The organism is Methylobacterium aquaticum (genome assembly GCF_016804325.1).
GTDB lineage: Bacteria > Pseudomonadota > Alphaproteobacteria > Rhizobiales > Beijerinckiaceae > Methylobacterium > Methylobacterium aquaticum_C.
The window spans coordinates 1,264,090-1,283,724 of record NZ_CP043627.1; the positions used below are offsets into that span (position 1 = coordinate 1,264,090).

The window sequence follows — 19,635 nt, forward strand, 5'->3', positions numbered from 1 at the left end:
GCGGGACCCGCGCGGGCGAGGAGCGCGGCGGGGTCGATCAACCGCAGGGATCCCCCGGCAGTTCCGCCAGCCGGGTGACGGCGTCAGTCCCATCCACCGCCGGCCGGATCGCGCCGGCTTCCGGCCGCACGAGCCGGGTCGCCCCATCGACGAGCAGACCCGCTCGGGCACCTCCGGCCTCGACCACCACCAGGCGCCGACGGTCGCCTTCGCCCCCGGGCGGCAGGCCGAGGCGACGGCGCAGATCGAGGACCGGCACGGCGCCGCCGCGCATCGCCAGCATCCCGGCGAGACCGTCGGCGGCCCCGGGCACCCGCATCAGCGATTCCGGTGCCCGCTGCACCCCGCGCACGGCCCCGGCGGGCAGGCCGTAGGCGCTCCCGGCAAGATCGATCACCACCATCGGCTCGATATCGGCGATCGTGGCCGGCGGCCGGTCCGGCTCCGGTGTGCCGGCCGGAATCAGAGCCTGTGGCGACAGGAGGCAGACGAGGGTTCCGTCGTCGAGGCGGACGAAGCCGGCCGCCGGCCCGTCGCGGCGCAGGGCCCGGGGCACCGGGTCGATCGCGTCCGGGCGCACCCGCAGCACCGGCCCGACCCGCTCGGCCACCAGCCCGATCCCGCCGAGCACGGCGACCCGCTTGCCCGGGGCGGGGCCGAGCCCGAGACCGGTCGCCAGATGCAGGAGCGGCAGCGACCGGCCCTGCCAGGGCATCGCGTCCGACGCCGCGCCATCCGGCAAGCGCGTCACCGCCTCGACCGCGCCGAGCGGCAGGGCGTAGGCGCGTCCCGCGACGGTGAGCGCCAGGAGAGGGATGGCGGCGCGCGGGGCGTCCGGCGGCGTGGCCCGCTCATTGCGCGAGGTGGCCGGATCGGCGGCTTCCGTCCGCCGCGGCAGCAGCCTCGCGACGAGGCCCGGCAGATCGAGGAGCGCGGCCCCGCCCGGCTCCGCCGCGAGGCCGACGACGCGGGCGACAAGGAGCCCGACCGGCTCCCCCGCCTCGGCCAGCACCATCCGGCCGGCCGGCGTCGAACCGGCCCCGAGCAGCCGGGCGAGATCGAGGACCGGGAGCGCGGTCCCGCGCCGCTCGGCGAGGCCGGCGAGCGCCGCCGGCGCCCCCGGCACCCGGGTCAGGGCCGGGACCGGCGCCAGGGCCCGCACCCGCTCCGCCGGAAGGGCGACGCGCGTCCCGTCCGCGTCGGACGCGACGACGAGGAAGCGGGCGGACTCGGCCTCAGCCATCCGTGCCCTGCAGCTCGTCGGCGAGAAGCGCGATCTCCTCGACCGCCGCCGCCAGGTCCTCGGCGCCGCGGGCCTGCTGGCGGGCGGCGGTGGCGGCCTCGGTCGAGGCGCGGTCGGCCTCCTCGGCGGCCGCCGCGATCTGGCGGGCGCCCGCGGCGATGTCGGCGGCGGCGGTGAGGATGTGGTCGGCGCCCTCGGCGATCTCGCGGTTGGCCCGTTCCAGCTCGGCGACGTCGGTCGCCACCGCGGCGAGGCCCGCCGTCAGGGCCCGGTTCTTCGCCACCTCGGCCTCGGCGGCGGCGACCGAGCGTTCGAGGGCGCGGCGCAAGGCGGCGGCGCCGTCGCGGATCGTCCGCACGGTCGCGCGGATCCGCTCCGCGCCCCCGCGGCATCGCGCGACAGGGCCCGGATGTCGGCGGAGACCAGGGCGAAGCCCTGGCCCGCCTCGCCGGCCCGGGCGGCCTCGACCGCGCCGGTCACCGCCAGCATGCCGATCTGCACCGCCACGAGGGCGATGCCCTCGACGATCGTCTCGATCCGCCCGGTGCCGGCCTCGATCGTGCCGAGGCGGTCGAGGGAGGCGCGCATCCCGTCGAGGGCCTGGCCGACCCCGTCGGCGAGGCCCTCGAGGGCGGCACGGGCCTCGTGCAGGGTCCCGGCAAGCTCCGAGACCTGCGCCAGCGCGTGGTCGGCGCCGGCCCGGGCCCCGGCGGCGGCGCGCTCGATCTCCACCATGGCGGCGGCGGATTGCCGGGCGGCGGCGCTCTGGAGGGTCAGGCCGCGGCTGATCTGGTCGATGGCGGCCAGGATCTCGGCGGCCGCACCCGACAATTCCTGGATCGAGGCCGAGAGCGCATCGGCGGCACCCCCGATCTCCTCCGCGCTCGCCCGCGCCGCGACGCTGCCGCGCAGGGTCTCGGCCAGGGCCGCCAGCGCCTCGGCGGTGATCTGGCCCTGGTCGAGGGCTTCCGTCTGCTGCGCCACGGCGCGTTGCGCCTCCTCGGCGGCGGCGGCCTGCTGCTCGGCCGCGGACGCGACCTGCTCGGCGCCGGCCTGCGCCTCGCGGGTGGTCGCCTCCGCCCGCAGCGCCGCCGCCAGGATCGCTTGCGCGCCCTCCGCCAGTGTGCCGAGATCGCCCCGCGCCGCCTCCAGCTGCCGGCCGACGCGGGCGCCGGACGACGCCTCGGCCACGGCCCGGGCGGCCGCGTCCCGGACCGCCTGCCTGAGCGCCCCGATCTCGGCCCGGATACCCTCGGCCCGCTCGCGCACCTCGCCGGCACCGGCCTCGGCCGTCTCGGCGAGCGCCCGGACCTCGTCGGCGACGACCGTAAAGCCGCGGCCCTGCTCCCCGGCCCGCAAGGCCTCCAGGGCGGCGTTGAGGGCGAGCAAGCCGGTCTGGTCCGCGATCTCCGCGACCGTGGCGGTGACCGCGCCGATGCTCGCCGCCCCGCGGTCGAGCTCGTCGACGATGCCGACCGTCACCGCCTGGCGCCCGGCCTCGGCCTCGATCGCCGCGACCGACTGGGTCGCCTGGGCACCGGCCTCGGCGAGGAGCGACTGGAAGGCGGTGGTGCGCTGGCGCGACAGGTCGGCCCGCTCCCGGGCCTCGCCGAGCCGCCCGGCGATCGCCGCCACCGCGGCCAGCGATTCCTGGGCGGCACCCGCGGCCTCCTCGGCCCCGCCGGCGATCTGCTCCATCGCCCGGCGCAGCTCCTCGGCCGCGGCGGAGGCCTGCGTGACGCCGGCAGCCAGCTCCTCGGTGGCGGCGCCCAGGCGCTCGGTCGCCTTCTGCCGGCGTGTCCGGGTGTCCTCGCCCGCCTCGTCGCGCGCGCGCACCCGACCGCGCCGGGCGACGGGAGCGGTTTCCTTGGCCGCGTCCGGCGACCGGGGCGCGTCGTCCCGGCGGTCCGGCAGAGCCGGGCCCGCGAGCTTCGCCTTCTTCACCAATGCCATCGCCGCCCGACACCCGCCCGCACACGATTCGCTCACGCGTCAGCCGGTGTGCCGGAGGCCGGCAGCGGGAGCAAGCGCGCGGGGGCACGGCCTTGGGGAGTATGAGGTGGGGGGCGCTTGCGGCGGCCACGCCGAGCGCTCGCTCCGGCACTCCACGGGCCTTCCCGCGTGAACCGCTCCGGGTTTCCCGGAGGCTGTTCGTCTCGGGTCAGACGGCTCCCGTGCCAAGGCCACGCCGCCCGCCTCGCCGAGCGCGGGGTCGCCGACATCGACGCGCCGGTCTCCGGCGGCACCGCCGGGGCCGGGGCCGGTCCCCTCGACGACGTCGACCGCCTCGGGCGCGCCGTGCGTTGCCCCGCGACCTGATGCCGTCGGGCCGCTTCCCGATGGAGGGTTTCGACTCCGTCGGCGGCCTGCCGGTGGTGCCGCACGTCGCCCCAGAGGCCAGCGCCGGCAGACCGCTCGCCTTCTGGCTATAGTGATTCATATCGAAAGCAGTAAAAGATACGTCCTTGGCGGGACCATCTACGTCTTGGAACCCGTCTGGCATCGGTTCGCATCGCGATGCATGACCGGATACGCCGGACGGCCGCGCACGGGGCGTCCGACGGCGCCGACCAGGCCCGGCGCGGCTGCCTCCCGGCAGAGGCGCATGAGCGTCAGTGGTGCGGCAGCCACACGTCGAGCACGGCGCAGCGCTTCTCCTCGCGGACCACCCGCAGGGCCTCGGTGAGAGCCTCGTCCACCTCCGGTGCCGTCTTGACCTGACGCCCCCAGGCCCCCCCGCGGCGGCGGCGATGCCGACGTAATCGGGCGCCGGTTCGAACGAGGTATCGAGGTGGTTGGCCCGCGCGGCGTAGCCGTCGGGATGGACGGCCAAGGTCGAGAGCTTCGGTGATTTCCAGCCGCGGTTGTTGAAGACGATCTGGAGGAAGGGCGTTTCGTAGCGGCGCGCCATCCAGTGGACCGAGGACGGCACGGTGAACATGTAGGAGCCGTCGCCGGTGAGCGCGACGACGGTCCTGTCGGGCTGCGCCAGCTTGATGCCGATCGCCGCGCCGCCGTTCCAGCCGAGGGACCCGCCGCCGCTGGTGAAGATCGCGCCGGGCCGATCGAGGGCCAGGTGATCGAACACGGTGTGGTAGTGCGAGATGCCCTCGTTCACGAACAAGGCCTCGTCGCCCGCGAGCGTCCGCAGCCGGGAGATCAGGTATTCCGAGGTGACGGCGTCGTCGGCGGATGGCTGTTCCAGCGAACGGAGCGCCTGCTGGCGGGCGGCGTGAAGCTCGGCGTAGTGGCCGGCGCGGGCCTCGACGGCGGCGGTCTCGGGGGGGTGGGCGTCGAACCAGTCGTTGAGCTGGTCGAGGGCGGTCTCGGCATCGGCCGCGAACACGCCTTCGGCGCGGATGTGCCAGAGCGGCATCTGCTGTTTCAGCGGGTCGACGTCGATGTGGAAGATGCGGGCCTCGTCGGCCGGCCGCGACACGGTCGGGATCCACGGCACGTCGCTGTCGACGACCAGGATCACGTCGGCTGCCGCCAGCACCGGGTTCTGGCGCGGGTGGTTCCACTGATTGCCCTGGTAGAGCGGGTCGGTGTGCGGAAAGTTCATCGCGTTCGGCACCGATTCCAGAACGCCGATCCCGAGCCGCCGGCAGAGCGCCGTCAGGGGCGCGACCGCGTTCGGGTTGCGGCCGACGAAGGAGGTGACGAGGAGGGGCCGGCGAGCGCCCGCCAACGCGGTCGCGATCTCCCGCACGGCCCGCCGGCTCAGGGCCGCCGGCTCGATCGGCCGCCACGCGGCGGCATCGTTGCGGGTCGGGGCGACCTCTTCCTCCATCACCTCGCGGGCGCCCATCAGGTAGACCGGGCCCTTCGGGTCGGACCGGGCGAATTGCAGCGCCCGATGGACGAGGTCCTTGACGTTCTTGCCCGTGCGGATCTCGTTGTCGTAGCGCATGTAGCCGCGCACCAGCCCGCGCTGGTCGTGGACATCCTGGATCCACTGGATGAACTCGTTGCGGCTGCCCGTCAGCTCGCCTTCCTGGGTGAACGGGGAGGCGCCCGCGAAGATGATCATCGGCGCGCGGCCCTTGGCGGCGTTGTGCACGGCGCCCGCCAGCGCCTGGGTGCCGCATTCGACGTGGACGACGACCGCCTGGGGCACGCCGCTCGCCTGCCAGTAGCCGTGGGCGGCGCTCATGCCGACCATCTCGTTGGGACAAGTGACGATGTCGGGGATCTTGCGTCCGGCGGCCCGCGCCTCGGCGATCGCCTCGATCAGCGCCGGGTGGTCGCTTCCGACATTGGCGAAGATGAACGAGACGTCGGCCTCGATCAGGGCATCCAGGAAGGCGCTGCTCGTCGTGTACATGGCTCTCAGTCCTCGTCGGCCGCTGGGCTCGATCGATGCGGATCGGTGCTCAAGGCCTCGGTCAGGGTCTTCAGGAGTAGGATGATCTGCTGGCGCTGCCCGGGCGCGAACAGGGCGTTGAGCCGGGCGTCGTGTCGGGCCGCGCAATCCGCGAGCAAGGCCAGCTTGGCGCGCCCGTCCTCCGTCAGGCTGATCCGGCGCCCCCGCCGGTCCGCGGGGTCGGGCTCGCGCCGGATCAGCCCGCGCCGCTCGAGGTCGCCGAGGAGTGGCGTCAGGGTGCTCTTGTCGCGGCTGGTCGCGAGGCTGAGCGCCGTCTGGCTGACGCCGGGATTGTCGCCGATGAGCTGCAACAAGGCATACCAGCCGGGACGCAGGCCCAGATCCCCGGTCAGCGCGCTGAACGCCTGGAACGACGCGTTCTGGGCGAGACGCAGGTTGTAGGCGATCGTCTCGCCCAGGCGTCCGAGCCGGACCGGGTCCTGTGCGGTGTCGATGACGGCCTCGTCTGCCGGCGAGGCCGTCTTCGTCCGGCTAGAACGGGTAGTGGGGCGCTTGCGCATTGATGGTGATCCAGCGCAGGTCGGTGAACTCGGCGATCGCCGCCCGCCCGCCGAACCGGCCATAGCCGCTGGCCCCCACGCCGCCAAACGGCATCTGTGCCTCGTCGTAGACCGTCGGGCCGTTGATGTGGCAGATGCCGGAGTCGATCCGCTCGGCCACCCGCATGGCCCGGCCGATGTCGCGGCCGAACACGGCGGCGGACAGGCCGTACTCGGTATCGTTGGCCAGCCGGATCGCGTCCTCGTCGTCCTTGGCGCGGATGATCGCCACGATCGGCCCGAAGGATTCCTCCCGGTAGATCGCCATCTCCGGCCCGACATGATCGACGATGGTCGGCGGCACGATCGCCCCCTCGCCCGCGCCGCCGTCGAGGGCGAGGCGCGCCCCCTTCGCGGCCGCGTCGCGAGCGAGGCCCGCGACATGGGCCGCGGCATGACGGTCGACCACCGCCCCCAGGGCGACGTCGCCGTTGCGCGGATCGCCCACCGGCAGGCGCGCGACCTTGGCGACGAATTTCTCCACGAAGGCGTCGGCGACCGTTTCGTCCACGACGATGCGCTCGGTGGACATGCAGATCTGACCCTGGTTCAGGAAGGCGCCGAACGCCGCGGCGTTCACCGCCTCGTCGAGGTCGGCATCCGCCAGGATCACCAGGGGGGCCTTGCCGCCGAGTTCGAGCAGGACCGGCTTGAGGTGGCGCCCGGCGGTCTCGGCGATGATGCGGCCGACCTTGGTCGAGCCGGTGAAGTTGACCCGCTTGACGGCGGGGTGGGCGATCAGCGCCGCGACCACCTCGGCGGCGTCATCGGGCGCGTTGGTGACGACGTTGACCGCGCCGTCCGGCAGGCCGGCCTCCTGCAGGATCTCGCCGATCAGCCGGTGCGTCGCAGGGCAGGCCTCGGAGGCCTTCAGGACGACGGTGTTGCCGCAGGCCAGCGGCACCGCGAGAGCCCGCACGCCCAGGATCACCGGGGCGTTCCAGGGCGCGATCCCCAGCACCACGCCGGCGGGCCGGCGGACGCTCATCGCGAGGCAGCCCGGCCGGTCCGACGGGATGACCTCGCCGGTGACCTGCGTGGTCATCGCCGCCGCCTCGCGCAGGTTGCCGGCGCCGAGCATGACGTTGAACCGGGCCCAGCCGGCCGTCGCGCCGGTCTCGGCGGTCATGGCGGCGACGAAGTCCTCCGCCCGCGCCTGCATCAGGTCGGCGGCCTTCAGGAGCATGGCGCGGCGGGCATTCGGGCCGAGGCTCGACCAGCCCGGGAAGGCGCGGGCCGCCGCCTCTGCGGCGGCCTCGGCGTCGCGCACCGCCGCGGCGGGGGCCCGCGTCACCACCTCGCCGTCGATCGGATTGCGGCGCTCGAAGGTCGCCCCGCCCGCGGCCTGCCGGCCGCGGCCGCCGATCAGAAGATCGATCTGCATCGTGAACTCCAGATGTGAGGTTGCCAGTGGACGGTGGGTTCAGCGTTCGGCCGCGACAGCGCCCGGCGCCACCGCCGGGGCGGCGGCCTTGCGCATCGCCGGGATGTGCCGCGCGACCAGGGCGAGCGCGATGGCGACCCCCGTCATGGCGAGGCCGAGCATCACGAGGTAGCCGCTCGATCCGCCCGAGGTGATGACGGCCGCGCCCGCGAAGGCGCTCAGGATCGCCCCGAGGCGGCCGAAGGCCAGGGCGGAGGCCGTGCCCGTCGCCCGCACGGTGGTCGGGTAGACGTGGGCGCAGACCGCGTACATCGTCGACTGGGTGGCGTTGGCGAAGAAGCCCTGCAGACCGAAGCCGGCGATCAGGATGCCGGTCGAGGTCCGGATGTCCACGCCGGTGAGAGCGAAGGCGGTGGCGGCACCGCCCAGCGAGCACAGCAGCAGCGGCCAGCGCGACCCGAAGCGGGTGATCGCGACGGCGCAGAGAAGCGCGCCCAAGACCCCGCCGAAATTGTACGCGGTGAGGCCCGAGCCGGCGACGGCGATGTCGAGGCCGGCGGCGTTCAGCATCGTCGGCAGCCAGCTGAAGGCGCTGTAGACCGCCAGCAGGTTGAGGAAGAACGCGCACCAGAGCGCGATCGTGTCCCGCGCGCGGCCCGCCTCGAACAGGGCCGGGACGCCCTCGCGCTGCTCCAGCCGCTGCTCGGCCGCGTCGGTGAAGGCGGCGCCGGCGGGAACCGGGCGGGACATGCGGCCGAGAAGCCGGACCAGTTCGGGCCAGCGGTTCGGCCGGCGGGCGAGGAAGCGCGGCGATTCCGGCAGGACGGCGATCAGGGCGAGGCCGTAGGCCACCGGCACCGAGCCGCCCAGCAGGAACAGGGCCCGCCAGCCGAGCGTCGGCAGCACGTAGCTGGCGAAGACGCCCGCCAGCATCCCGCCGAGGGGCACGCAGACGATGGTGGCGGTGATCGCCAGCGTCCGGCGCCGGGCCGGGGTGAACTCCGCCGTGACCGTGGTGGAACTCGGCAGCGCTCCGCCGATGCCGAGCCCGGCGACGAACCGCAGGATTCCGATCTCCCACAGGTTGCCGGCAAGGCTGATGGCGCAGGTGGCGAGCCCGAAGACGAGCACGCTGCCGATGACCGCCCAGCGCCGGCCGAAGCGGTCGGCGAACAGGCCGGCGCAGGCGCTGCCGATCCCCATGCCGACGAGGCCGGCGGCCAGAGCCGGGGCGAAGTCGCCGCGGGCGACGCCCCACTCCTTGATGAGCACGGGGATGGCGAAGCCGATCAGCTGGCCGTCGAACCCGTCCATGACGATCGACAGGGCGGCGAGGAAGACGACCGTCTTCTGCATCGTCGTCCAGTGGCCGGCATCGAGCAGTTCGCCGATGTCGGTGGCGCTGCGCGCCGGGGATGCCGCGGCGCTCATGCCGACCTCCCCGCTACGATGGTGGCAACCTCGCTGATGCGATGGCTCGCGATGGCCGACCGCGCCGACCCGACCGGCCCAGGCGGTTCGACGACGCGCGGCTCTCCTGCCGAAGCTGTCATGGCGTTTCTCCCGGAGGCGGCCCGGCTTGCTGCCAGGCTCGCGATCCCTGCTTGCGCCTTCCTCGGGCCCATGTCAAGTTGGTTGGCATACCAACTAATTTTTGGAGGGGCGATGAGGGCGACGCGACAGGCCTCGCTGCGGGAGCCGGGCGAGGCGGAGGGCGCCCTGAAGGTTGCCGTCCTGGGGGCCGGTGCGATGGGGGGCTATTTTGCCGGACGGATCGCCGAACAGGGCGGAACGGTGGTACTGATCGACGTCGACGAGGCGCGGCTGTCCGCTCTCACCCGGGAGGGCCTGCGCATCGAGGACCATGCCGGCGACCGGCGCGTCCCGATCGCCGCCGCGAAAGCCGCGGACCTGACGCGCGAGGTCGACCTGATCCTCGTCTTCACGAAGGGCATGCACACCCGGGCGGCGGTCGAGTCGGTGCGCCACCTCGCCGGGCGCCACACTTGGTTCCTGACCTTGCAGAACGGGCTCGGCAATCCCGAGCAGATCGCGTCCCTGTTTCCGGACAATCCCGTCGCCCTCGGCGTCACCGACGTGCCGTCGGACCTGGTCGGTCCCACGCATGTCCGGTCGCACGGGGCGGGCTCGGTGCGGCTGTTCTCGGCCGACGGACCTGGCGGCGGCCCTCTTCGATCCTGACCTGTCCCGGGCCCGGCTGTGGTTCGGGATAGCCATCCGCCCGGGCAGGCGACATCGTCGCGACCAGACCGCGACAGCGAGACCAGAGCCCGAGACCATGAATCCCCTCCGACGCATGCTGCCGTCCAACCACGCCCTGTTCGTGTTCGAGGCCGTGGCACGGAACCTGAGCTTCACCCGGGCGGCGGCCGAGCTGAACGTGACGCAGCCGGCGGTCAGCAAGGCGATGGCGCAGCTCGAACGCCATCTCGGTGTGCGCCTCATCGACCGCTCGGGCGAGGGCATCGCGCTTACGGAGGACGGCGCGATCCTGCATCGCCGGGTGGCGAAGGGCTTCCGGGGCATCGAGGCGGCGCTTCGCGAGATCGACATCCGCCGCACGGGCATCGACACGGTCACGCTCTCCCTGTCCTCGGCCTTCACCACCCACTGGCTGCTGCCGCGCATCGACACCCTGCAGGAGGCGTTCCCCTCGGTCGATTTCCGCTTCCAGCTGATCCCGGGGGCGCTCGCCGGACCGGTCGACGACGTCGATCTCGGCATGCGCTTCGTCGAGGGGCCCGACCTCGATCACGAGGCGGTGTTCCTGATGAACGAGGTGATGCTGCCGGTGTGCAGCCCGGCCTACCTCGCCGGCCGGAAGTCCGATCCCGATGCCCGCACCACCTTCGTCAACCTCACGGCCACCTCGCCGATGTGGACCGGCGGGGTCGATCCGGGGCCGGACTGGAACGGCTCGCGCGCCTCGCTCAACTTCTCCGATTATGCCGTGGTGCTGCAGGCCGCCCTCCTCGGCCAGGGCGTGGCGCTCGGCTGGGCCAGCGTGGTCTCGCACTGGCTCTCGACCGGCGACCTCGTGCCGGCCGCCTCCCGGCTCACCCGCACGGCGCGGGAATGCCAGCTCATCCACCTGCGCTCGCGGCCCCTGCGCCGCTCGGTCGCCGCCGTGCGCGACTGGATCGTCGCGGAGATGCGGGCCGACGTCGCGAAGGTCGACGGGCTCTATCCGGAACTCGGCCTGAGCCGGGCCTGCTTCGACAGGGCGTGAGACAAACTCGGAGCCTGTTCGACGTCCTTGGTCGACTTTGTACCCCCAGGGTCGTTCGGGGGCTGCGTCGCGGAGCCCGGAACCGCCGATGGTGTAGAACGAAGCGGAACATCAGTCGCCTCGTTCGACGGCTTCCGAATGCCTGAGGGCCTGTTCAAGCAGGATTTATACCCAAGATTTGATTCATGCGGGATCATCCCAATCTCTAACCTCAGGATGAGGGGAATGACAGGATATCCCATGATTTACTTTGGAGTCTGCTTGACTCGCAAAAATCCAGCGGCGACGACCTGTCCTTATCCCTCTCGCGACCTCATCCTGAGGTGCGACTGAAAGGAGCCTCGAAGGAGGGCTTCAGACATCTTCGCGATCCCTGGAGCCCTCCTTCGAGGTCAGTCGATTTTCAATCGACTGACACCTCAGGATGAGGTCGTGTGTGGGAGTAAGTGCTTGAGTCAATCAAACAGGCGCTCAGCCTTGGTCAGACCCATCCGCGCAAACAGGCGCTCAGGAAGAGAGACGATGACGGCACGGACCGTGACCGTGCCGGCCGCCGAAGACGATGCCGGATCCCACGCCGATCGCTCGGCCGTCGCCGAGTTCCGCCGGCGGCTCGCCGCGGGGTGAGGAGTCGCTTCCCGCCGCCCTGCCCCACCCCATAACCTGGAGTTATGACCCGGCGGATTCTTTAGACATTGAACCCGCGCGACGCTTTTGTGAGCATCCGGTCCATCGGCGGCACCGGACGCGAAGGCGGCACCCCACGATGGCGGCAGCGGGCACGAATTCGGGCGCGGGCAACGGACCGCTCGCCGGCGGCAGCGTCGGGGTGTCGATCCGCAACGCCACCCGGCGCTACGGCGCCTTCACGGCCCTCGACGACGTCTCGCTCGACGTCGCGCCCGGCGAGTTCCTGTCCCTCCTCGGGCCCTCGGGCTCGGGCAAGACGACGCTGCTCGGCATCCTCGGCGGGTTCATCGTGCCCTCCTCCGGAAGCGTGCATTTCGGCGGCGCCGACGTGACGTTCCTGCCGCCGCACAAGCGCGACATCGGCGTGGTGTTCCAGAACTACGCCCTGTTCCCTCACCTGAGCGTGGGCGAGAACGTCGCGTTCCCGCTGCGGGCCCGGCGCGAGCCCAAGGCCGGCTGGGGCCCCCGCGTGGCCGAGGCGCTGGCGATGGTCGAACTGTCCGGGTACGAGGACCGGGCGATCTCGCAGCTCTCCGGCGGCCAGCGCCAGCGCGTGGCGCTCGCCCGCGCCATCGTGTTCCGGCCGCGGCTGATCCTGATGGACGAGCCGCTCTCGGCCCTCGACAAGCACCTGCGCGAGACGATGCAGATCGAGCTGCGGCGCCTGCACCGGCAGCTCGAAGCCACCATCATCTACGTCACCCACGACCAGCGCGAGGCGCTGACGATGAGCGACCGCATCGCCATCCTGCGCGGCGGGCGGCTCGCCCAGGTCGACACGCCCGAGCGCCTGCACGACAGGCCGACGAGCGCCTTCGTGGCGAGCTTCATCGGCGAATCGACCTTGGTGCCGGTGACCCGGGCCGGGTCCGACGCCGTCGCGCTCGGGGCGACGACCCTGCGCAGCGCCCGGCCGCTGCCGGCGGGCGAGGCCCTGCTTCTCGCGATCCAGACCGAGAAGCTGATCGTCGGCGGCGAGGCGGCCCCGAGGGCTACAACCGCCTGACGGGCCGCGTCACCGACATCGTCTACCAGGGCGAGAGCCTGCGGGTGTTCGTCGCTCTCGACGGCGGCCCGGAGATCTCCCTGCGCCAGCCGGCCCACCATGCCGGGCGCCTCGCGATTCCCGCCCCCGGCGGCGCGATCACCGCCCTCCTCCACCCGCAGGACACGATCGTCGTCCCGGCGGAATCCGCCTGACCCCTCCAGGTCTTCCAGAGACCAGGTCTTTCAAAAGCCAGGTCTTTCAAAAGCCAGATCTTCGAAAGGACAGCCCATGCCCGCTCCCTCCCTCGACAGCTTCAAGGTCCTCACCTTCGACGTCGTCGGCACCCTGATCGACTTCGAGAAGGGCATCCTCGACCACCTGCGCGCCGTCTCCCGCCGGACCCCGGCGGAGTTGAGCGACGCCCGGATCTTCGCCTCGTACCTCAAGGGCCGCGAGCTGAACTACGAACGCTCGAGCGAGGTCTTCGCCGACGTCTACCGCCACGTCGCTAAGGAACTCGGCTTCCCGAATTCGGATGCCGACGCCGATGCGTTCCAGCTCTCGGTCCTGCGCTGGCCGGCCTTCCCGGATTCGGTCGCGGCGCTGAAGCGCCTGCGCAAGCATTACCGCCTCGTCGCAATGACCAATGCCGACCGCTCGGCCTTCTCGTTCTACTCCCACACCCTCGGCGGGCCGTTCCACGACAGCGTCACCTACGACGAGGCCGGGGTCGCCAAGCCGAACCCGCAATTCTTCGCCTTCAACCGCGGCCGCCAATCGGCCTTCGGCTACAAGCAGAGCGACATGCTCCACGTCGCCCAGAGCCAGTACCACGATATCGGCGTCGCCCGGGACCTCGGCTACACCGTCTGCTGGATCGAGCGCCGCCAGGGCCTCGAAGGATTCGGCGGCACGCCCGAGCCCGAGCGGCTGACCACGCCCGATTATCACTTCCCGACGCTCGAAAAGCTCGCCGACGCCGCCGATGCGGCCTTCGCCTCCGCCGCCCGGCAGGCGGCCTGACATGGCTGCCTTCCCGAAGCCTCCGGCCGCCTCGCTCTGGGCCGCCGGCGCCGTGCCGGCCGGGCGCTTCGGGCCGCTCGATCGCGACGTCCAGGCGGATGTCGCCATCGTCGGCGGCGGCTATACCGGCCTCTCGGCGGCGCTCGCCCTGGCCGGGCGCGGCGAGCGGGCCGTGGTGCTGGAAGCCAACGCGATCGGCTGGGGCGCCAGCGGGCGCAACGGCGGCGTCGTCTCGGCGAAGTACCGCCCGTCCTTCCAGGCCATCGCGAGCCGGCACGGGTTGTCCGTCGCCAAGCGCATGCACGCCATCGCGTACCAGTCGGTCGAGACCCTGGAGCGGCTGATCGCCGAGCACGGCATCACTGAGGCCAATTACGCCCGGGTCGGCCAGCTCAAATGCGCCCACAAATCCGCCACCCTGGCGGCGGCGGTCGCCGACAGCGAGTGGATGCGCCGGGAGATGGGTGACGCGTCGGTCTCCGTCCTGTCCCGCGAGGCGGTGGCGGCGGAGACCGGCTCGCAGGATTTCGTCGGCGGGGTGCTCTCGACAAAGGCCGGGGGGCTGCACCCGCTCAACTACGCAAGCGGCCTCGCCCGGGCGGTCACGGACAAGGGCATCGCGATCCACGAGGCGAGCCCGGCTTTGCGCTTCCACCGTGAGGCCGGCGGCATCAGGGTCGAGACGCCGGGCGGCTCGGTGCGGGCGCGCCAGGTGATCGTGGCGACGAACGGCTATACCGACCTCACCGGAGCGGGCGCCCCCTTGCGCACCCGCCTGATCCCGTTCCGCAGCGCGATCCTCGCCACCGAGCCGTTGTCCGACAACCTGCGCGCCGCGCTCCTGCCGAGCCGGCGGATCTACGTCGAGACCCGGCGGATGATGCGCTGGTTCCGCATGGTCGATGGCCGTATGGTGTTCGGCGGCCGCGGTGCCTTCGGGCGCTCCGATTCCGAGGCCGCCTTCGCCACCTTGCGCCGGGCGATGGTGCGCACCTTCCCAGCGCTCACCGACACGCCGGTGGCCTATCGCTGGTCGGGCCTCGTCGGGATGACGCTCGACGCCCTGCCGCATGTCGGCCGGCTCGACGGCCGGGTCAGCTTCGCCATGGGCTACAACGGCGCCGGGGTCGCGATGTCGAGCCACCTCGGCGGCCTCGCGGCCGCGTTCGCCCTCGGCGAGAGCCCCGACGTGGCGCTCCTCGGCGCGGGCGGCTTCCAGCCCGTCCCGTTCTACGGCTTGCGCGAGCCGGTGATCCGGCTCGTCGCCGGCTGGTACCAGTTCCTGGACGCGATCGGCCGCTGAGGCGCGGCCTTCATCAACAGAGGGGAAGTCGAGATGGCGTCGCTGATTCGAACCACCGTCCTGGCCTGCCTCCTCGGCACGGCCGCTCCGGCGCTCGCCGCCGAGCAGATCACCTTCGTGTCGCAGGGCGGCGCCTACCAGCAGGCCCAGACGGTGGCGATCCTCGATCCGGCCGCCAAGGCGCTCGGCATCACCATCAACCAGGACAGCGCCCCCGATGCCTGGCCGGTGATCCGCACGCAAGGCGCCACCGGCAAGCCGACCTGGGACGTGGTCGACACCCCGACCCAGGATTGCGTGCGCGGCGGCAAGGCCGGGCTGATCGAGAAGCTCGACTTCTCGAAGATCCCGAACGCCGCCGCGATCCCGGCCCTGTACAAGACCGAGTATTCCGTACCTTACGAATTCTATTCGAGCGTTCTGGCCTACAACAAGGCCAAGTACGGCAAGAACCCGCCGCAGAGCTGGGCCGACTTCTGGGACGTGAAGAAGTTTCCGGGCGCCCGCGCCCTGCGCAACCACCCCCTGGCGACCCTGGAGGCCGCGTTGATGGCCGACGGCGTGGCGCCCGACAAGCTCTACCCGCTCGACGTCGACCGCGCCTTCCGCAAGCTCGAACAGATCAAGCCGCACATCTCGGTGTGGTGGACCTCCGGCGGCCAGTCGGCCCTGCTGCTCCAGGGCGGCGAGGTCGACATGGAGATGATCTGGAACGGCCGCGCCGCCGCGGTGATGGAGGCCGGGGCGGAGGCCGATTTCAGCTTCAACCAGGGCATCCTCCAGAACACCTCGCTCTGCATCCTGAAGAACGCCCCGAACCTCGCCACCGCGGTGAAGTTCGTGAACCAGGCGATCGATCCGAAGCTCCAGGCCAACCTGCCGCTCAACATCCCGTACGGCCCGGGCAACCCGGCGGCCTTCGACACCGGCATCATTCCGGCCGCGCTGGCCGCCAAGCTGCCGAGCGCGCCGGACAATGCCAGGAAGCAGGCGGTGCTCTCGGCCGAGTGGTGGACCTCCGAGGCCGGCGAGGCGGCGCTCAAGCGCTGGGCGGAGTTCGTGCAGAAGAAGTAGGGTGCGCGCCGCCGCGGTGAGCCCTCCCCCCTCCGCGGGGGAGGGTGGCCTGCGGCGAGTGCGCAGCACTCGTGCCAGGCCGGGAGAGGGGACGCCGCTTCCGGAAGTCACTGAACCATTCTGACGGGCGCCATCTGGATCGGCGTCGCGCTGCCCCTCTCCCGGCCCCTGCTGACGCAGGGACCACCCTCCCCCGCAGAGGGGGGAGGGTTCGCGGTGGCGACGTCCCGCCCTGTCCGTGACCCAGCCGAGTCCATGCCGACGGACACCCCGCCATGACCCACACCAACCCCGCCCTGCGGCGGCACGAGCGGCGCGAGCAGCTGATCGTCCTCGCGCTCCTCGCCCCCGCCCTCGCGGTCGTCACGGCGCTCCTCGCGGTGCCGCTCGCCTGGCTCGCCGTGCAGTCGGTCACCGCCGACGGGGCCCTCACCCTCGAGCATTACCGGCGCTTCCTCACCGAGGACATCTACTGGCGCAGCTTCCTGCTCACCTTCCGCATCGCGCTCACCGTCACGGTGCTGGCGGTTCTGCTCGGCTATCCGGTCGCCTACGCGGCCGCGACCCTGCCCCGGCGCTGGAGCGTCGTGGTGCTCGGGCTGGTGATCCTGCCGTTCTGGACCAGCGTGCTGGTGCGCGCCTATGCCTGGATGGTGCTCCTGCAGCGCCGGGGCCTCGTGAACGGGATGCTCCAGGGGCTCGGCCTCACCGACCAGCCGATCGCGCTCATCAACAACGAGTTCGGCACGGTGCTGGCCACCCTGCACATCCTCCTGCCCTTCATGGTGCTGCCGCTCTACGCCACGATGCAGCGCATCCCCCGCGACCTGATGCTCGCCGGCGCCAGCCTCGGCGGCTGCCCGCTCCACGTCTTCCGCCGGGTGTTCCTGCCGCTGTCGATGCCGGGCGTGGTCGCCGGCACGGTGCTGGTCTTCGTGCTGGCGCTCGGCTTCTACATCACGCCGGAACTGCTCGGCGGCGGGCGCACCTTCATGGTGTCGATGCTGGTGAGCCGCAACGTCGAGCTCTACAACCAGTGGGGCGCGGCGAGCGCCATCGGGGTCGTGCTGCTGGTCTGCGTCGCCGCCCTGTTCTGGCTCGCCTCCCGGGTGGTCCCCCTCGAGCGCATCATGGGAGCCCGCTGATGAACGCCTCGCTCCCCGCCCGCCTCGCGCTCGGCACCGTCGTCGCCCTGGTGCTGCTGTTCCTGGTGCTGCCGATCCTGATCGTGGTGCCGATGTCGTTCTCGAACGCGCGGTTCCTCACCTTCCCGCCGCCGGGCTATTCCTTGCGCTGGTACGAGGCGTTCTTCGGCAGCCCGGCCTGGATGCAGGCGGCGCGGGTCAGCCTCGGGGTGGCAATCGCCACCGCGCTCGGCGCCACGCTGATCGGCACCGCGGCGGCCTACGCGCTCAGCATGAGCGGGTCGCGGCTCGCCCGCAGCCTGACGGTGATCCTGCTCCTGCCGCTGGTCGTCCCGATCGTCATCACGGCGATCGGCGTGTTCTTCGTCTTCGCCAGGACCGGGCTGCTCGCCACCCTGCCGGGGCTGGTGCTCGCCAACGTGATGCTGGCCACCCCCTACGTCGTCACCTCGGTGCTGGCGGGCCTGCGCGGCTTCGACCCGGCGCAGGAGATGGTGGCGCGCAGCCTCGGCATGAACCGCCTGCGCGCCTTCCTGTCGGTGACGCTGCCGCAGATCCGCCCGAGCGTGGTCTCGGGCGCGCTGTTCGCCTTCATCTCGGCCCTCGACGAGACCGTGGTGGCGATCTTCATCGCCGGCGGCCAGAACCAGACCCTGACGAAGCGGATGTTCACCTCGCTGCGCGACGAGATCGACCCCACCATCGCGGCGATCTCCTCGCTGCTCACCGCCGCCTCGCTGATGGTGGTGGTGCTGGCGAGCCTGAGCGCCCGCAAGTCGTCCACCCGTTCATGACCGCGATCCTGATCCTCGGCGGCGGCTCAGCCGGCTGCGTGCTGGCCGCGCGGCTCTCGGAGGAGCCGTCGTTCCGCGTCACCCTGGTGGAGGCCGGCAACGACCTGACCGCGGCGGGAATGCCGCCGGAGATCCGCAGCCGCTATCCCGGCCGGGCCTATCTCGACCCGCGCAACATCTGGCCCCGGCTGACCGCCAGGATGGGGGCCCCCGCCGGCAACCGCCCGGAGGCGCCGGCGCCGCGGCGCTACGAGCAGGCCCGCCGCCTCGGCGGCGGCTCGGCGATCAACGCCATGATGGCCAATCGCGGCGCGCCGGGCGATTACGACGAGTGGGGGGCGCTCGGCGCCGAGGGCTGGTCGTGGGAGACCTGCCTGCCCTATTTCCGCAAGCTCGAATCCGACCGCGATCGCGGCGGCGACCTGCACGGCCGGGACGGGCCGCTGCCGATCCGCCGGGCGAGGCCCGACCAGCTCTCGCCCTTCGTCGCCGCCACGATGCGGGCGCTCGACGCGCAGGGTCACCCGGCCGGGGACGACCAGAACGGGCCCTGGCGGGACGGGGTCTATGTCGGCACGACCGCGATCTCGGATGACGGCGAGCGGGTGCCGGTCTCGGTCGCCTACCTGACCCCGGCGGTGCGGGCGCGACCGAACCTGACCGTGCGCACCGGCCTGCTCGCCGAGCGGATCCTGTTCGAGGGCAGGCAGGCGGTCGGCGCCGTTCTGGCGCCGCTCGCCGGCGGCCTCCCCGAGACGATCCACGCCGACCACGTCGTCGTGGCGGCGGGCGCGATCCACAGCCCGGCCCTCCTGATGCGCAGCGGCGTCGGGCCCGGGGCGGCGTTGCGCCGGCACGGGGTGACGGTGGTCGCCGACCGGCCGGGGATCGGCCGCAACCTGATGGAACATCCCTCGATCGCGGTCTCGGCCTATCTCACCCGCGCCGGCCGGGTCCGCGACCGGGCCGAGCACCACGAGCAGGCGATCCTGCGCTACTCATCTCGCTTGCCCGGTACGCCGGAGGGCGACATGCACGGCGCGATCCTGTCGCGGACCGGCTGGCACAGCTTGGGCCGGCGGATCGGCGGGATCTTCTTCTGGGTCAACAAGTCGTATTCGCGCGGCGAGGTCACCCTGGCCTCGCCCGACCCGCGGAGCGAGCCGCGAGTCGATTTCCGCATGCTGTCCGATCCGCGCGACCTCACCCGGCTGATGGACGCGGTCCGCCGCGGCGCCCGGGCCCTCGGCGATCCCTCCCTCGCGGGTCTGCGCGGCCCGGTCTTCCCGGCGAGCTACTCGCCGCGGGTCGCCCGGGCGGCGGCGCCCCGGCCCTGGCCGGCGGCGCAACGGGGCATCCTGTCGGGGCTCCTCGATAGCGCCGGCCCGGCCCGCGCCGCGCTGATCCACGGTCTCGTCACGCAAGGCGTCACCCTCGACCGCCTGCTCGCCGACGAGCGGACGCTCGCCGCCTTCGTGTCGGCCGAGGTCGGGGGCACCTGGCATCCGTCCGGCACCTGCCGCATGGGTGCGGCCGACGACCCGATGAGCGTCTGCGACGGCGCGGGCCGCGTGCGCGGCATCGACGGCTTGAGCGTCTGCGACGCCTCGCTGATGCCGACGATCCCGCGGGCCAACACCAACATCCCGACCGTGATGATCGCCGAGCGCATCGCCGACCTGATCCGGCAGCAAGGCGCGGCGACGCTACGGACCTGAGCGGACTTGCTTTGGCAGGCCAACGCTTCGCCCGCTTGAGGTCTTGTTTCGTGGCAGATTTTCGCGCCGAACCGGTCACCACTTCGGCGAGATCCGC

General features: G+C 72.4%; 14 protein-coding genes and 3 pseudogenes. 10 read left to right on the plus strand and 7 right to left on the minus strand.

What is annotated here, in order from left to right:
• Positions 1-37 precede the first annotated feature (37 nt).
• Genes F1D61_RS05545 through F1D61_RS05550 form a run of 3 tightly spaced genes read right to left on the minus strand, consistent with a single transcriptional unit; the run spans position 38 to position 3,187 of the window.
• Positions 38-1,243, minus strand: coding sequence for a chemotaxis protein CheW (locus tag F1D61_RS05545; protein ID WP_203156844.1), 1,206 nt, complete (start codon positions 1,241-1,243; stop codon positions 38-40).
• Positions 1,236-1,601, minus strand: coding sequence for a hypothetical protein (locus tag F1D61_RS33900; protein ID WP_246775727.1), 366 nt, complete (start codon positions 1,599-1,601; stop codon positions 1,236-1,238). Before F1D61_RS33900 ends, F1D61_RS05545 begins: the two co-directional genes overlap by 8 nt.
• Positions 1,505-3,187, minus strand: coding sequence for a methyl-accepting chemotaxis protein (locus tag F1D61_RS05550; RefSeq protein ID WP_246775728.1), 1,683 nt, complete (start codon positions 3,185-3,187; stop codon positions 1,505-1,507). The genes F1D61_RS33900 and F1D61_RS05550 overlap by 97 nt, the downstream gene beginning before the upstream one ends.
• Before the next feature lie 240 nt (positions 3,188-3,427).
• On the opposite strand from F1D61_RS05550, the pseudogene F1D61_RS33905 reads away from it, so the two are divergent.
• Positions 3,428-3,514 (plus strand): annotated as a pseudogene (locus F1D61_RS33905) (NAD(P)-binding domain-containing protein); the annotation flags it as partial.
• Positions 3,515-4,016: 502 nt separating this feature from the next.
• On the opposite strand, the pseudogene F1D61_RS05560 reads toward F1D61_RS33905, so the two are convergent.
• The 4 genes and pseudogenes from F1D61_RS05560 to F1D61_RS05575 form a co-directional block, all read right to left on the minus strand.
• A pseudogene (locus tag F1D61_RS05560) lies at positions 4,017-5,570 on the minus strand (thiamine pyrophosphate-requiring protein); the annotation flags it as partial.
• 5 nt (positions 5,571-5,575) lie between these two features.
• Entirely contained in the window at positions 5,576-6,130 is a 555-nt protein-coding gene (locus F1D61_RS05565) for a MarR family winged helix-turn-helix transcriptional regulator (RefSeq protein WP_203156846.1), read from the minus strand.
• Complete coding sequence (locus F1D61_RS05570; RefSeq protein ID WP_203156847.1) at positions 6,102-7,553, minus strand: aldehyde dehydrogenase; 1,452 nt, start codon at positions 7,551-7,553, stop codon at positions 6,102-6,104. Before F1D61_RS05570 ends, F1D61_RS05565 begins: the two co-directional genes overlap by 29 nt.
• 39 nt (positions 7,554-7,592) lie before the next feature.
• Complete coding sequence (locus F1D61_RS05575) at positions 7,593-8,984, minus strand: MFS transporter (RefSeq protein ID WP_203156848.1); 1,392 nt, start codon at positions 8,982-8,984, stop codon at positions 7,593-7,595.
• 234 nt (positions 8,985-9,218) lie between these two features.
• On the opposite strand from F1D61_RS05575, the gene F1D61_RS05580 reads away from it, so the two are divergent.
• The 9 genes and pseudogenes from F1D61_RS05580 (at position 9,219) to F1D61_RS05620 (ending at position 19,538) form a co-directional block, all read left to right on the plus strand.
• On the plus strand, positions 9,219-9,755 hold the full coding sequence (locus tag F1D61_RS05580; RefSeq protein ID WP_203156849.1) for a ketopantoate reductase family protein: 537 nt from the start codon (positions 9,219-9,221) through the stop codon (positions 9,753-9,755).
• A gap of 97 nt (positions 9,756-9,852) precedes the next feature.
• On the plus strand, positions 9,853-10,803 hold the full coding sequence (locus F1D61_RS05585; RefSeq protein WP_203156850.1) for a LysR family transcriptional regulator: 951 nt from the start codon (positions 9,853-9,855) through the stop codon (positions 10,801-10,803).
• A gap of 766 nt (positions 10,804-11,569) precedes the next feature.
• Positions 11,570-12,693: pseudogene (locus tag F1D61_RS05590) on the plus strand (ABC transporter ATP-binding protein).
• A gap of 76 nt (positions 12,694-12,769) precedes the next feature.
• Entirely contained in the window at positions 12,770-13,504 is a 735-nt protein-coding gene (locus F1D61_RS05595; protein WP_203156851.1) for an HAD-IA family hydrolase, read from the plus strand.
• A 1-nt stretch (position 13,505) separates the two neighbouring features.
• On the plus strand, positions 13,506-14,807 hold the full coding sequence (locus F1D61_RS05600; RefSeq protein ID WP_203156852.1) for an NAD(P)/FAD-dependent oxidoreductase: 1,302 nt from the start codon (positions 13,506-13,508) through the stop codon (positions 14,805-14,807).
• Between the two features lie 33 nt (positions 14,808-14,840).
• A complete protein-coding gene (locus F1D61_RS05605; RefSeq protein ID WP_203156853.1) occupies positions 14,841-15,881 on the plus strand; it encodes an ABC transporter substrate-binding protein in 1,041 nt (346 codons plus the stop codon).
• Positions 15,882-16,156: 275 nt separating this feature from the next.
• Positions 16,157-17,026, plus strand: coding sequence for an ABC transporter permease (locus F1D61_RS05610; RefSeq protein WP_203156854.1), 870 nt, complete (start codon positions 16,157-16,159; stop codon positions 17,024-17,026).
• Positions 17,026-17,820 carry an ABC transporter permease gene (locus F1D61_RS05615; RefSeq protein ID WP_203156855.1) on the plus strand — a complete coding sequence of 265 codons (795 nt, stop codon included), beginning with the start codon at positions 17,026-17,028 and terminating at the stop codon, positions 17,818-17,820. Before F1D61_RS05610 ends, F1D61_RS05615 begins: the two co-directional genes overlap by 1 nt.
• On the plus strand, positions 17,817-19,538 hold the full coding sequence (locus F1D61_RS05620; RefSeq protein ID WP_203156856.1) for a GMC family oxidoreductase: 1,722 nt from the start codon (positions 17,817-17,819) through the stop codon (positions 19,536-19,538). Before F1D61_RS05615 ends, F1D61_RS05620 begins: the two co-directional genes overlap by 4 nt.
• The last annotated feature ends 97 nt before the right edge of the window (positions 19,539-19,635 follow it).